Here is a 13,481-nt window from a genome sequence, read left to right as displayed (position 1 = left end):
ACAGGATACAAGGAACATACCTTATTTAATATATAAGTCCTTTCTAAAAGAAGAAGAAGAAGAGATTATTTTGTCAAATTTGGCAGATACGGTCACTGAAAGGACATTTACATCCATTCATAGTGACGCATTACCTCGAGGTTCATGTCATACATCATACTGTTCTCAACATAACCGAAGAAGAAACATCCCTCACAATTTTTGGTCACTTCGTGCTGCTGTGAACGTGAACGTTTCCAAACATTTGCAATTCCTTCATTGATATTTCCCAGAGGTTCCCTGTGGACCCGACAATTCTCAATGGAACCATCGAGGGTCACATCAAGAATGAAATTATTGACATGACAATTGAATCCTTTTTTGAGGTCCTTTATCATTGAAAGATAACTTATGGAATTGATTATTGGATAGCCCTGTCTTTTCATCTCGATGACACGATCGATAGTGCGCCGATATTTATCCATGTCACGAATACCCATCGATGACCAGACATCATCATCGATCCCTTTGAACTCATACATCGGCTCAAAGGATATCTTTACCCCAATGTCCTGTGCAAGTTGTACAAGCTCTTCAATATCATCGAGATTCTTCCCGCTTATTACACAGTTCATAAGAAGCGGATTCTTAAGTTTATCCTTCACATTCATTATAGTGTTAAGGAGAACATCAAGATCGACCCCTCTGATCTCTTTGTAACTTTTGGTGCCATCCACGGATACCGAGAGATAATCAAGGTCTTTAAGATCGCCTATCCTTTTCTCGAGAAGTTTGCCGTTAGTAATAAGAGAGGTGATCATTCCAAGTTCTTTGGCAAACCTAAGTATCTGGGGAAGGTCATCACGAAGAAGGGGTTCTACAGTCCATGCATTATAGACACCGATACCAAACGAGCGGGCATCTTCAAGCATTTTGAATATCGAATCAAGGCTCATTTCTTGCCCGGGGTTCTTCCAGTACTCACAGAATTTACAACTCATGTTGCATCTGGAATTGATCGCATGCGAAAGAACAAAAGGTCGTTTGCGAACCCTCATCTGCCAGACAGCACGTGCAGCTATAGTTGGTGAAAACTTGGACATGATAATCAGTGCTCAATTTTGGTGCTCTATATCTTGTAAAGGAGTTGATAAAACTTGGCACATACATATCAACAATTTTGTAAAGAAAATTAGATGGAGAAAGTATTAAGGAGAGATCGCATATTGGGTCAAGCAGCATAATAAAAAGTATTTCACTTGCAAACATGAGCCAGGAACATAGAGCATCCCTCAATACGTCCATCGGCTTTCCTTATATGGTCCAGACTAATGTTTTTAGTGAACTCAATGAAGAACAGGACCGATATACAAGCAATATAACATTAGAAGAAACACTGGTCTTGATAGGGTTTTTTGTTGAGATACATAGCTCAATGACTTGATAGAGTTTGAAGATGAGAAGGGCAATACGTTCATTTTTAGCATTCCGGGAAAATCTTCGTATTAATGATCAGAATATTCGAATTTTAGGACAATGTTTATAAGTAGAAAGATGTATGAGAAGTCTACTTAAAAACGTCAGAATATAGCCCATCATTATCAACATCCCAATAATTTTTTGAAATGGTTTGTGATGGGAAATAGTAAAATAAAGGCATTCAGTCTTTTTTTAAGCGTTAATTAACAGGTAATCATCATGGAATCATTCAAAAAATTAGGTATCGAGGATGCGATCTTAAGATCGATAGAGGACAAGAAATTTGAAGCCCCTACTGAAATTCAGGAAATGGCCATCCCTCTAATCCTTGAAGGAAAAGACATAATAGGTGGAGCTGCTACCGGATCAGGTAAGACGCTCGCTTTTGGATGTGGAATCATCCAGAAGATAGAAAAAGGAAATGGAATCAGAGCACTGGTCCTTACACCAACAAGAGAGTTGGCTGAGCAGGTTCAGAACTCATTGAAGGAATTTTCCAGACATAAACAATTGAGAGTAGCACCAATATACGGCGGTGTAGCTATCAACCCACAGATACGCCAACTGGAAAGAGCGGATGTTGTTGTTGCAACCCCAGGAAGATTATTAGACCATATCGAAAGAGGAACTATCGACCTCGGTGATGTTGAGATGCTTGTCCTTGATGAAGCGGACAGAATGCTTGACATGGGATTCATTGATGATGTTGAAATGATCATCGACGAATGTCCTTCTGACAGGCAGACAATGCTGTTCTCAGCAACTGTTTCCAAAGACATCCAGTATTTATCAAGCAAATACATGAATAACCCTTCAAAGGTATTTGCGAAGGCATACGTGGATTCAGATAAACTGAAACAGGTATATATTGACGTTCCTAAGAAGATGAAGTTCTCACTTCTTGTACATCTCCTGAAGACTGAAAAATCAGGACTTGTGATGGTTTTCTGTAATACGAGAAGCAATGTTGATTTCGTACAGAAGAACCTGAGAAAGAATGACATTGATGCAATAGCCATCCATGGCGGACATACACAGGCAAAGAGAAAGAGCACACTGAGCAAGTTCCATTCCAGCAATGCACATGCACTTGTGTGTACAGATGTCGCTGCCAGAGGACTGGATATTCCTCATGTGTCCCATGTTTATAATTTCGACATTCCAGATGACCCCAGTGAATATGTTCACAGGATAGGAAGAACAGCAAGGGCTGGAAGAGAAGGAAAGGTCATCAATGTGGTCGCAGATGTGGATAAGGGCGGCTTTACAAGGCTCTCTAAAATGCACCGCAATTTCAAGATCGAGCGGGAAGACTTACCGAAATTCGAAAGGGTACTCATAAAAGATGATGGCAAGGGCCCAAGGGACCATCGCGAGACCCGAGGCAGAAGAGAAGACCGCGGAAGAGGTGGCGGTCGTAGCAGTGGCGGCTATGGCGGTGGAGGCCGTAGCAGTGGCAGTGGCGGCGGTGACCGACGTAGCAGCAGCGGCGGCAGCAGTGGTGGCAGCAGTGGTGGCAGAAGTGGTGACCGTGGTAGCGGTGGCAGCAGCGGAGGTCGTAGCAGTAGCGGTAGCAGCGGCGGCAGAAGTGGCGACCGTGGTAGCGGTGGCAGCAGCGGAGACAAAGCACGCACCGGTTTTAAGAAAAGGACAGGCGTTCAAAAGAAGAGAGAATAACCTAACCGGTTATTTTTTATAACACCGTAGAGTATTTATTTGCATGAGCTGGTTTGTAGTAGATGCGGTCGACGTGGCTTTTAAAAGAACACGGGTCGCACTACTTGAGCCATTTGATATATGGAAATGGATAAAACTTGCCATTATTATAGCTCTGGCAAGTGGAGGAGGAGGGCAAGGTTACAACGGACCTTCTTCAAATTCAGATTTCCAAGATACACCCTCATCTCCTTTTTCTGAAATCCCTACATTGAGCTCATTTATAGATCAGATGCCGATGCCAGATCTGTCATGGGTGATCGCAGCATTCATAATAATTTTAGTATTGGTATTGCTCTTTGGATATTTTGCTTCAGTTATGGACCTCGTTCTTGTGGAATCCGTCACAAAGAATGACGTTCGATTCTGGGAATATTCAGCTAAGTTCCTACGCATGGGACTGAACCTATTCATATTAAGGCTGGCACTGAGAAGTATATACCTGGGAATATTTCTGATGACGGCTTTGCCCATCATAATGCAGATCTTACATTATCCTTCAACAAACCTACTACCCCTTTTGATAACTTCCAGCCCCAGCCTCATTGCGGTATTAATAATTCTCTCCATAATAAGCAGTATAATTAATTCGTTCATCGTTCTTTGTATCCCTGTTGCAATGTACAGTTCCACAGGATTTATTGAATCTCTGGAAAGAGTTATCGCAAATTTCAGGCGCGATTGGAAACAAATGTTTGCATACTGGATCGGAAGGATGTTCCTGTGGGCATTCGGTAGTATAGCTGTCATAATTCTTGTTTTTTTATTGATATTGATACCGATCTTGCTATTTCTTATCATCGATGCAGTTATCTATTTCGTTCTTTCGATGATGCTAGGAGAAACAGCATGGATAATTATTGCACCTATCGTTTTTATAGAGATCATACTGTTAATACTGGTCTCGATGATGGGAGCAGTGCCTTTACGGGTCTTTATGAAATACCATGTGCTTACATTCATTGAGAAATGGGACCCCGGAATGAACATCCCATTATTTGATGTTTTGGAAAATAGCGAAGAACGAGCTTAACGAATATAAGTTGAGCTTTCAAATTGTCAGAGATAAATCTCAGACACTTTTTTAGAACCGAATGAAAGGATCACAAAATTGAAATTATATTAAAAAAAGAATTGATACTCGCATAATGCGAGTATCGGTTTGAAAATAGCTTAGCCAAAGAGTGCGCCGAGACCAGCCATGCCGCTCTCTTCTTCTTCAGCTTTTTCTTCTTCTGCAGGTGCTTCCTCAGCTGCTGCTGCTGCTACTGGAGCTGCTGCTGCTGCTGCTGGTGCGAATGCTGCGGTTGCCATTGCTTCCTCGATATCTACATCTTCGAGTGCTGCAACAAGTGCCCTTGCGCGTGATTCGTTAACTTCTGTGCCTGCTGCAGAGAGTACTGCGGAGACGGATTCTTCTGTGATGTCTTTACCTGCGTTGTGCAATAATAGTGCTGCGTATATGTATTCCATTGTAATTCACCTTTTAGTTATTAATATTATATTTGATAGTTAGTTTATCCAAAGAGTGCTCCAAGACCGGACGCCATGTCGCTTTCCTCTTCTTCTTCTTTGACTTCTTCCTGCTCTTCAACAACTTCCTCGACTGCTGTTGCAGCTGCAGCAGAACTTGCTGCACCGAGTGCTTCCTTTAGCTCATCGTCAAGAGCATCATCATTGGAGGATGCTGCTGAAGCGATCGCCATCATCTTGCTGTATGCCTTACCAAGCAGAATATCCATGATTCCTGGCTCGTAAACGGTAGCATTGACTGCAACGTTCCTTGAATCGGATGCCGCCTTAGCAAGCAATGTGTTGATGTTCATAGCAGTTGGATATGCTGCATTGACAGACATATTGAATGCCTGCTGAGCTGCTTGTACGAAGTTGGAGAATACCTGTTCCTCATCGATAGCAAGTACATCAGGAGTGAAGATAGAACCTTCTTCCAGAACTGCCCTAAGATCAAGACCGACTTCAAGTGGATAGATCTCCAACCTTGTCAGCATAGCTGCAAGTTTCTGAGATACAACCTCGCCGGCCTTTGCAACAGCCTTTGTTTCCTTGATGACAACCTTTCCGCCATCAATAGCTGCAGGAATACCTGCACCCTGCATGTCACCAAGTATAGGACCTGGTGGGAAGCTTGTTGGGCCTGCCTCTACAATAATGTCGCTAGTAGCTACCATTCCCGCTTTAATAGGGGAAGGAGTCTTACTTTTCTCAAGCAACTTGTAGAGTTTGAAAGGGTTCTGTTTTGTGAATATGAGTGCGGTCTGCACATCAACATAATCATCCATCTTCTTGACATCATCAGATGACTCGTCAAGTGCCCTTCTTGTTAGAGTGTTTCTGCAAACTTTAAGGACTGCAAAGTCCTTTAGGTCCCTTCTCATTGACTGAAGTTGCTTTGCAGGAATTCCTTCAATACCAATAACACCAAACAATGGATATGATTCAATGAGACTCTTAATTTCCTCGATCTCATCTTTCTTCCATTGAGGAATGTGTTCACTGTGGTGAAGTTCTCCCATTATACCAACCTCACAGAATTACCCATAGTAGTTGTAACATAGACTGATTTAAGGTTGTGTTTACCTTTCTCAAGAGAATGTTCTACTCTACCAAGAACTGTTTCGATGTTCTCTGCAAGTTTCTCGACAGCCATATCCCTGCGACCAACTGACACGTGAAACGTCAATTTATCCTTTGATCGGATACGTATTGAGTTCTTTGTGCTGTTGATAAGATCAGCAACGTTCCTGTCAGGGGTCAATGGTACAGGCATCTTTCCGCGAGGACCAAGAATAGCACCAAGGGCTTTACCGATCTGAGCCATATACTGGACTTCTGCGATAAAGAAATCACACTCGTTTGCGAGACTTCTTGCCTTTGATTTATCCTCGCCGAGCTCCTTGATATCCTCTTCCGTAAGGACATAGTCACAGCCAGCATCCTTTGCGTTGAGTCCAACCTCACCCTTTGCAAAAACAGCGATCTTCATGGTCTTACCAAGGCCGTTAGGAAGGATTATCTCCTCATCTACACGATTCTTAGGCTGACTCATATCGAGATTCTTTAAGTTAATTGCAAGATCCAAGCTCTCGGAAAACTTACGTTCCGGGGAACCTTCAATTAACTGTTTTACTAGATCTAAAGTAGTTTCTTCTACCATTCTATTCCTCCCCGTAGTTATTGAACATATGTTCTGACACAGATAGCATCTGCATCCGGTAGGCATACAATAATTGCATACCCGCCTCTGCGGCCGCTCCGGCCTACTACGGTAAAGTAAGGAGATTCTCATCTCAATTACGAAGCTTCAATATTGAAGCATCTGTTTAAAACTTGTCGGTCAGCCAGAAAGACTGACCAACTTGTTTGAATTTGATATAGATATTAAAAAGATACTAGTATCTCTTTAATTACCATGCTTCTGCTGCGAGAGACTCGTCGAACTTGCCCTCATCAACAGCTTTCTGGCATTCCCTTGGATCAAGGTCTTCAATCGTTACACCCATAGGAACACAGGTCCCCATGACCTCTTTGATTGCAGCCTTAAGCGAATAGGAAAGAATATCGTCTTTCTTCATACGTGCGATCTTTGCGACCTGTGCGATCTCAAGATTGCCAACAACAACGGTACCGGACTCTCCTGAACCCTTTTCGATGTTAAGTTCCTTAAGGATCAATGCGGATGTTGGTGGAGTACCCACTTCGATCTCAACACTCTTATCGTCATTAACGATAACCTTAACAGGAACCTGCATCCCATTGTAATCTTTTGTCTTTTCATTGATCTTTTCGATCACGTCTTTAATATTAACACCAAGAGGTCCTAACGCAGGGCCCAGTGGAGGACCGGGATTTGCTTTACCGCCAGGAACCAATGCTTCTACTACACTTGCCATTCGAGCAACACCTTTTTAAATTTTATAAATTAATTAAATAAGTTTATAGATTAGATCTATGAATAGAATCTATTCACTCAGGAATTTGTTTCCTCTTTCCTAAGTATCCGTACAGTATCACCACGAATAGTTATAGGTATTGGTACGACTGCATCGAACAGTTCCACAGTGATCTCTTCATGGCCTTCATCAACACGCTTCACACGTGCCTTTTCGCCCTTGAAAGGACCAGAGGTCACTTCGACAATAGCACCTTCCGTAATACCTGTAACGGTTGGCTTTGGCGTAAGGAAATGTGCGATCTCCGCTATACTAGACTGACCTTTTACAACAGTCCTCGCATGAGGAACTGTCTGGATCGCCTGTTCCACGGCTCCGGAATCGGAAGATTCCAGAAGTACATAACCTTTGAGCTCATCAGGAGCAATTATTGACCTGATATCAAGATTATCCTTCTTTGCAACCTGAGCCAGCATAGCAGCAACCGAACGTTCCTGATTTGCAGTTGTCTTTACAACAAATATAGCGGCATTTTCACCCATAAAGTTACACCCACTGTGGAACTACGGTCAACAGCACATAAATAAGGAAACCAACAAAGCCTATCGCAAGAATTCCGGCACCAGCGACCTTAGCGATCATGAGGAATTCCTCTCTGGAAGGCTTCTTGGATAATTTCAGTACCCTAAGATATGACTTGAGGACCTGAGCGACATTGCGGTTTATCTTAGCCGATTTTAACATATTCTCTGCCAAACTTTTCACAACCAGTTTTAGTATTATTGATATGTACGAGTTGATACGATACAATTCGTCAACGATCGATTCGACTATAAAATTTAGTGGCGTTTAAATAACGTACTAAATAAAATACCTTTCGATTGAACAGCACCGTATCATACAGAACAAATTAAAAAGATAAGGAGATAGATCCCCTGATCATTTTACGAAATCGATCCCGTATTTCCGCGTCACGTTCTTGGAATTCCCACTTCCGTAGATCTGGGGGGATCTCACACCAGTAACGACAAGCATAGTACGCACTGAATGTTCAAGATCAGGGTCCACCTGGGCACCCCAGATCAACCTTGCATTCGGATCGATCCTGGTATATACTTCCTGAACAACGCTCTCAGCCTCTGCAATGGTCATATCCGGACCACCGACAACATTCACAAGAGCAGATGTCGCACCGGAGATATCCACATCAAGAAGAGGACTCCTCAATGCTTTCTGAACAGACTCTACAGCCTTGTTCTCACCATCGGCCTCACCAAGACCTATCATTGCAACGCCACCGTTTTGCATAACGGTCCTTACATCAGCAAAATCAAGGTTCACAAGACCCGGTTTTGTAATAAGCTCTGTAATGCCTTTCACAGCCCTCATCAGAACCTCATCGGAAACCTTGAACGCTGCCTGCAATGGCAACCTTGGAACAACCTCAAGAAGTTTATCGTTCGGAACGACAATGACAGTATCAGCGACATCCCGGAGTCTTTCAAGACCTGCTTCTGCGTTCTCACGCCTTACATGCCCCTCTACGGAGAATGGAAGAGTGACCACAGCGATCGTCAAAGCACCAGCATCCCTTGCAGCCTCTGCGACAACTGGAGCGGAACCTGTTCCGGTACCGCCACCAAGGCCTGCAGTAATGAACACCATATCGGAGCCATCCACTATCGAACGCACCTCATCGATGCTCTCAAGTGCAGCATCCTCACCGATCTGAGGCAGACTACCTGCACCAAGACCCCTTGTCTTCTTCTTACCAATAAGGATCTTCCTATCGGTAGTAACATTCAAAAGATGCTGAGCATCCGTGTTCACAGCAACGACTTCAGCACCTTTGATGCCTTCCTGTTGCATACGCTGAGCGCTGTTCGAACCCCCTCCGCCACATCCTACAACCTTGATGTTAGTCTGCAGATCCTTCAGCATCGCCTCAAGTTCCGCATTAATATCATCAGATTGTGAAGCGCCGCCGGAACGGATTTGCGTCTCTTCTACAGATCGAGCTAATGCCTCTTCTACTATGGATTTCATAACATATCCTCCACTATAGCAACATGATCAAATGTATGGAATATTGATATTCGTAATATATAGAGATTAGTATTATATTTATCTACATCGTTCAAAAGATCGCATTCCTTAACACAAGACTCTTCTGTGTTCTCTCATGGACCATTTCTGGTCGGATAGTGTTTCCCTCGATCATAACGGACTGACCTTTTGCCAGTTTCCCAAACATAGGACCGGAAGGAACTCCCCACTTTCGCGCGAGCTCAGGACTGAATCTCTCATCCGAAATATACAACACATTTTCTTCGAAAACGTATTCAGTATCATAACGCCCTTTTAGTATTTTAATGCATTCATCTACAATAAAGGTAAGGAAGTTCTCTGCATCACGATTCCAGAAAGTATAGAAATGATTTGATATTGTTGCATCATCGCGTTCCGAATAGACAACATTCGACATATTAAGCAACCTTTTCACACCACCTATATCAACAGACCTTACCAATTTGAGAAGTTCATTGTCAACTACAACAGTAACAACATTAGACACATCGAACTCAAAAATATCGCAAGCATTCTCACTCAACTTATCTTTCATCCCAGCAGGGACCTTAACCCGCCCGGAAAGACCCTCATCCCGAACCTTATGCCAAAATATCCTGAAAACATCCCAGCAGACCCCGTCCATCTCTTTTATGTCACTTTCCCTCAATACCTCAAGCCCACATTCATCTGCAAGCTCATTAATCCGTATCTTCTCATCAGAGGACATCGCCTTCCTGTCACAATACACAAGATCTGCACCCGACCTCTCAACTGCCTTCCTGAACATATCCCCATCAACAAATTGAAGCTGATAGTTCGGGAAATTATGACCGAACGAAACATCCGAGCCCAGAACGATCCCGGATTGTCTTGCAGCGTAGTGCCCACCCCCAAATCCAAGAGCCACAGGACAACTTCCCTGCCTCACGGAAAGGATAGAACGTGCAACGACCTCCCCCGCATCCCGATCGACCCACTCCACCTCAGAACTACCGATCTCTGCATAGACCGAAGGAACATCAAGATCAGAAGGACCATGATGAGTGGACTCCATCGAAACATCGAACCCAATGCCCTCCGACAACTCGGCCATATTCCTAAGCAAACAACGGAGCGCGAACGGAGCAGCCTTAGAAAGCTCACCGGGATACCCTCCAAAATCAGCAGAACCCGGATTTCCCGTAAAATGTGCAGTCAAAAGCCTCCTACCATCAGCACTTTTATGTTTGGAAGCGAAAATGATGAGCTCGCATGGCAAACCTGCCTCTTTGATCTTCCTGTCGATTCCATCCTGATAAATATGATGTTCAGTAACCTCGACAATATGAAAATTCCCACTCCGATACACCGCCGAAAGATCATCAAAAATACCTTCCTTCACACTCACTTCAACCCAATCTCTGAGCTTTAGCAAATGCTCTTTTATATTCTGACTTGCCGGATCCACAGTAGAACAAACTATAACAATACTCATATCAGCACTCTGAACCTCATTATCTTCCGTCATAAAAATAACTCCAATGAACAATTGAATTTTACTAACTCTTTTTCACTTTATAGGCCTTCACGAACGAACACCCATCCCATTAAGAAATGATAATTAATGGACTCACAAAAAGTACTGGAAAATTATCACTCTTTGACCATGTCGAACGCCCAACGGCTAATACTCGGCGCAATATTTCCACACCTTCGATGTTCAACAACATCAAGACCCATATCAGAATACTGCCCCATCAATTCCTCTATCTGATATTGTTTCTTAAAAGCATAAAAATGAACATTCCCACCTTTTCTCACAAAAGGTAACAACTTCTCAAGAAAATCATCCATACCATACGGAGTGGGAATAATAGCACGATCAAACCTAGCCTTAAGAAAACTGCCGATATCCGATGCATCCGCCAGAATGGGATGAATGTTCCCATCAACATTGTTCAAACGCACATTCTCAAAAAGCCACCTACATGCATGAGGGTTCTTTTCAATTGCAACTACTTTTGCACCCTTTGCAGCAGCAGGTATAGCAAAAGGACCAATACCACAGAACGGAACAATGACATCTTCATCTGCCCTCACTTTTGAAGACACCCTCTGCCTTTCGAACGCAAGCCTTCCGTTAAAGAAAACTTCACGCAGGTCCATCCTGTACCTGAAACCGAACTCCTCATGAATAATGACTGGAATATCCCCTAACAAAACCTCGAATCCGGCAACCCGATGCTCACCTTTAAGCTTGGTAACCTTATTGAGCACTCCGCGAATATTTCCCCTCGTTGAAGCAATATGTTCTGCCACCGGTAATTTGTAGAGCTCCAGCTCAGCAGGAACAGAAACAACCGCAATATCACCGACAATATCGAATCGCTTGGGGACTTGATAAAGGAGTTCTTCAGGAATGTCAGCTATTTTTTGGATCATGCTCATTGAATGAATATCCACCTGCATTTTATTAAAATAACACAGTAGACCTGATGTTCATAAATTCATAGAAGCCAAATCGAGAGAGTTCTCTCCCAATACCGCTTTTTTTAACTCCACCAAACGGCAGGTCGGCTTCCGGTTTGAAAAGACCATTTACACCAACTACCCCTGACTGTACCTGACATGCAAGTAAAGATGCTTTCTCTTTATCACTGCTCCAGATACTTGCACCCAGACCAAACTCTGTGGCATTAGCAACATCCAGAGCTTCGGACTCATTCTCCACTGAAATTATCGGTGCAACCGGACCGAACGTTTCCTCCTTCATGACCTGCATATCAAGAGATGCGTTCGACAGCACTACCGGAGAGAAATAATATCCATTTCCCTCAACCCTACCGCCTTGAAGTTCCACTTTTGCCCCCATTGAAACGGCATTCTTTATCTGCCCTTCGAGTAATGAGACCTGCCCTTCACGTACAAGAGGACCAATATCAGTGTCCTTATCCAGGGGGTCGCCTATTTTGAGCTTACGTGTATTTTCCACAAATGCAGATGTGAACTCAGCAACTATTGAACTTTCAATGATGAAACGTTTGGAAGAGATGCAGGTCTGTCCGCTATTGAGGAACCTTCCGGCAACCCCTGCCTTTGCAGCTTTTTCAATGTCTGCATCCCCCAGCACAATGAAAGGATCGCTACCCCCAAGTTCGAGCACACATTTCTTCATGTTGCGACCCGCGACCTCAGCAACCTTCTGACCGGCAGGCAACCCTCCTGTAAAGGTTACCGCTGCAATTTCCGGCCTCGATATCAACGAAGAAGCAGTAGGGCCATCCACAAGAAGTGTCTGGAAAACACCTTCTGGAAATCCGGCTTTTTCGAAAACAGATTCGATCTTAAGAGCACACATCGGAACATAACCGGAGTGTTTTAGAACCATCGTGTTCCCGCCTGCAAGAATATGTGAAGCAGCACTCAATACCTGCCAGAGGGGGAAATTCCAAGGCTTGATAGCAAGCACGGCCCCCATTGGCTCGTATGAGATAAAGGCGGAAGGACTCTCTTTCACAATATCAGGTTCAAGGAAAGAACAGATGTTAGCAGCAAAGTGGTCGAACATGCCGGCACATTTCTCAACTTCTGCAAGTGCCTGTCTGATAGGCTTCCCCATCTCCATTGTGATGGTCTCTGCCAGTTCACGCTTATCGTTTCGAAGTACCTTTGCAACATTTTCAAGATACACAGCCCTTTCAGCCCCTTCCAGAGATCTCCAGTACTGGAATGCTTCGTTCGATCTTTTAAGGATAAGGTCGATCTTATCAAGAGAATGAAATTCGAATTCACCATTAACAGTCCCATTTGTAGGATTGATAGATGTTATTTTTTTCATGGAGGGTAATTAATTCTGATTTGATTTAAATAAGTGGGATGGAAGCTAACATTTAAATATGAGATTACTGATTAGAGGGCGGAGGTACGTAGTTGATTAATATTCCATATAGGCCACTTTCCGCAACTAGATAGTCATTAATGATCTGGATAATCGGTTTTATCTGGGGGTGTATAGTATTCAGTACACCTGCGCTTTCAGCGATCCCGTCAATAGAATACATCTCAAAAATGCCTGCGATAACTTTACTGTTATTCGTTGTTCTGCCCATTCTTGCAATATATTTCACAAAGGCATATCTCAAGGATACAAAAGACAAAGCTGAAGAAGCAAAATTGCTTGGCATCACATTTCTTATGACGAATCTGGCACTTGACCTTGCGATGTACCTGACGATATACGACAAGGACTACTATTCATATCTCTCGGTATGGATATACTATGCATTGTTACTGGGAATCCCCTACTACATCGGAAAACGTATACAAGCATCGGAAGTTGCATAAAGC

At 43.3% G+C, this 13,481-nt stretch carries 14 protein-coding genes; 3 read left to right on the top strand and 11 right to left on the bottom strand.

The window, feature by feature from the left end:
- Nucleotides 1–107 precede the first annotated feature (107 nt).
- On the bottom strand, nt 108–1,082 hold the full coding sequence (locus KDK67_RS01485) for a radical SAM protein (RefSeq protein WP_250867073.1): 975 nt from the start codon (nt 1,080–1,082) through the stop codon (nt 108–110).
- A 595-nt stretch (nt 1,083–1,677) separates the two neighbouring features.
- Between KDK67_RS01485 and KDK67_RS01480 the strand changes: the two genes are divergently transcribed.
- On the top strand, nt 1,678–3,135 hold the full coding sequence (locus tag KDK67_RS01480; RefSeq protein WP_250867072.1) for a DEAD/DEAH box helicase: 1,458 nt from the start codon (nt 1,678–1,680) through the stop codon (nt 3,133–3,135).
- A gap of 43 nt (nt 3,136–3,178) precedes the next feature.
- Nucleotides 3,179–4,207 carry a DUF7544 domain-containing protein gene (locus KDK67_RS01475; RefSeq protein WP_250867071.1) on the top strand — a complete coding sequence of 343 codons (1,029 nt, stop codon included), beginning with the start codon at nt 3,179–3,181 and terminating at the stop codon, nt 4,205–4,207.
- Between the two features lie 140 nt (nt 4,208–4,347).
- Here KDK67_RS01475 and rpl12p read toward each other — a convergent pair whose 3' ends face one another.
- The 10 genes from rpl12p to KDK67_RS01425 all read right to left on the bottom strand — a co-directional run bounded on the left by rpl12p (nt 4,348) and on the right by KDK67_RS01425 (nt 12,972).
- On the bottom strand, nt 4,348–4,647 hold the full coding sequence (gene rpl12p / locus KDK67_RS01470; RefSeq protein ID WP_250867070.1) for a 50S ribosomal protein P1: 300 nt from the start codon (nt 4,645–4,647) through the stop codon (nt 4,348–4,350).
- Between the two features lie 44 nt (nt 4,648–4,691).
- Nucleotides 4,692–5,711, bottom strand: coding sequence for a 50S ribosomal protein L10 (locus tag KDK67_RS01465; RefSeq protein WP_250867093.1), 1,020 nt, complete (start codon nt 5,709–5,711; stop codon nt 4,692–4,694).
- Entirely contained in the window at nt 5,708–6,349 is a 642-nt protein-coding gene (locus KDK67_RS01460) for a 50S ribosomal protein L1 (RefSeq protein ID WP_250867069.1), read from the bottom strand. Before KDK67_RS01460 ends, KDK67_RS01465 begins: the two co-directional genes overlap by 4 nt.
- A 250-nt stretch (nt 6,350–6,599) precedes the next feature.
- Complete coding sequence (locus tag KDK67_RS01455) at nt 6,600–7,085, bottom strand: 50S ribosomal protein L11 (RefSeq protein WP_250867068.1); 486 nt, start codon at nt 7,083–7,085, stop codon at nt 6,600–6,602.
- Between the two features lie 77 nt (nt 7,086–7,162).
- A complete protein-coding gene (locus KDK67_RS01450) occupies nt 7,163–7,627 on the bottom strand; it encodes a transcription elongation factor Spt5 (RefSeq protein WP_250867067.1) in 465 nt (154 codons plus the stop codon).
- 4 nt (nt 7,628–7,631) lie between these two features.
- The gene (locus tag KDK67_RS01445) at nt 7,632–7,829 is read right to left on the bottom strand and encodes a protein translocase SEC61 complex subunit gamma (RefSeq protein ID WP_250867066.1); all 198 of its coding nucleotides are present in this window, start codon (nt 7,827–7,829) and stop codon (nt 7,632–7,634) included.
- Between the two features lie 195 nt (nt 7,830–8,024).
- Nucleotides 8,025–9,131 (bottom strand): cell division protein FtsZ, encoded by a 1,107-nt coding sequence (gene ftsZ / locus KDK67_RS01440; RefSeq protein WP_250867065.1) that lies wholly within the window; start codon nt 9,129–9,131, stop codon nt 8,025–8,027.
- Nucleotides 9,132–9,222: 91 nt separating this feature from the next.
- A complete protein-coding gene (locus KDK67_RS01435; protein WP_250867064.1) occupies nt 9,223–10,662 on the bottom strand; it encodes a D-aminoacyl-tRNA deacylase in 1,440 nt (479 codons plus the stop codon).
- A gap of 125 nt (nt 10,663–10,787) precedes the next feature.
- Nucleotides 10,788–11,582, bottom strand: coding sequence for a class I SAM-dependent methyltransferase (locus tag KDK67_RS01430; protein ID WP_250867063.1), 795 nt, complete (start codon nt 11,580–11,582; stop codon nt 10,788–10,790).
- Between the two features lie 25 nt (nt 11,583–11,607).
- A complete protein-coding gene (locus KDK67_RS01425; RefSeq protein WP_250867062.1) occupies nt 11,608–12,972 on the bottom strand; it encodes an NAD-dependent succinate-semialdehyde dehydrogenase in 1,365 nt (454 codons plus the stop codon).
- Between the two features lie 140 nt (nt 12,973–13,112).
- Between KDK67_RS01425 and KDK67_RS01420 the strand changes: the two genes are divergently transcribed.
- A complete protein-coding gene (locus tag KDK67_RS01420) occupies nt 13,113–13,478 on the top strand; it encodes a hypothetical protein (RefSeq protein ID WP_250867061.1) in 366 nt (121 codons plus the stop codon).
- Nucleotides 13,479–13,481 lie beyond the last annotated feature (3 nt).

Source organism: Methanococcoides seepicolus (assembly GCF_023684405.1).
Classification (GTDB): Archaea; Halobacteriota; Methanosarcinia; order Methanosarcinales; family Methanosarcinaceae; genus Methanococcoides; species Methanococcoides seepicolus.
The sequence above is the reverse complement of the archived record's forward strand: the minus strand, read 5'-3'. Positions and strand labels throughout refer to the sequence as shown.

Coding starts and splice junctions, on each gene's coding strand:
- KDK67_RS01485 (WP_250867073.1), bottom strand. CDS start 1,082: ATGTCCAAGTTTTCACCAACTATAGCTGCACGTGCTGTCTGGCAGATG.
- KDK67_RS01480 (WP_250867072.1), top strand. CDS start 1,678: ATGGAATCATTCAAAAAATTAGGTATCGAGGATGCGATCTTAAGATCG.
- KDK67_RS01475 (WP_250867071.1), top strand. CDS start 3,179: ATGAGCTGGTTTGTAGTAGATGCGGTCGACGTGGCTTTTAAAAGAACA.
- rpl12p (WP_250867070.1), bottom strand. CDS start 4,647: ATGGAATACATATACGCAGCACTATTATTGCACAACGCAGGTAAAGAC.
- KDK67_RS01460 (WP_250867069.1), bottom strand. CDS start 6,349: ATGGTAGAAGAAACTACTTTAGATCTAGTAAAACAGTTAATTGAAGGT.
- KDK67_RS01455 (WP_250867068.1), bottom strand. CDS start 7,085: ATGGCAAGTGTAGTAGAAGCATTGGTTCCTGGCGGTAAAGCAAATCCC.
- KDK67_RS01450 (WP_250867067.1), bottom strand. CDS start 7,627: ATGGGTGAAAATGCCGCTATATTTGTTGTAAAGACAACTGCAAATCAG.
- KDK67_RS01445 (WP_250867066.1), bottom strand. CDS start 7,829: ATGTTAAAATCGGCTAAGATAAACCGCAATGTCGCTCAGGTCCTCAAG.
- ftsZ (WP_250867065.1), bottom strand. CDS start 9,131: ATGAAATCCATAGTAGAAGAGGCATTAGCTCGATCTGTAGAAGAGACG.
- KDK67_RS01435 (WP_250867064.1), bottom strand. CDS start 10,662: ATGACGGAAGATAATGAGGTTCAGAGTGCTGATATGAGTATTGTTATA.
- KDK67_RS01430 (WP_250867063.1), bottom strand. CDS start 11,582: ATGAGCATGATCCAAAAAATAGCTGACATTCCTGAAGAACTCCTTTAT.
- KDK67_RS01425 (WP_250867062.1), bottom strand. CDS start 12,972: ATGAAAAAAATAACATCTATCAATCCTACAAATGGGACTGTTAATGGT.
- KDK67_RS01420 (WP_250867061.1), top strand. CDS start 13,113: ATGATCTGGATAATCGGTTTTATCTGGGGGTGTATAGTATTCAGTACA.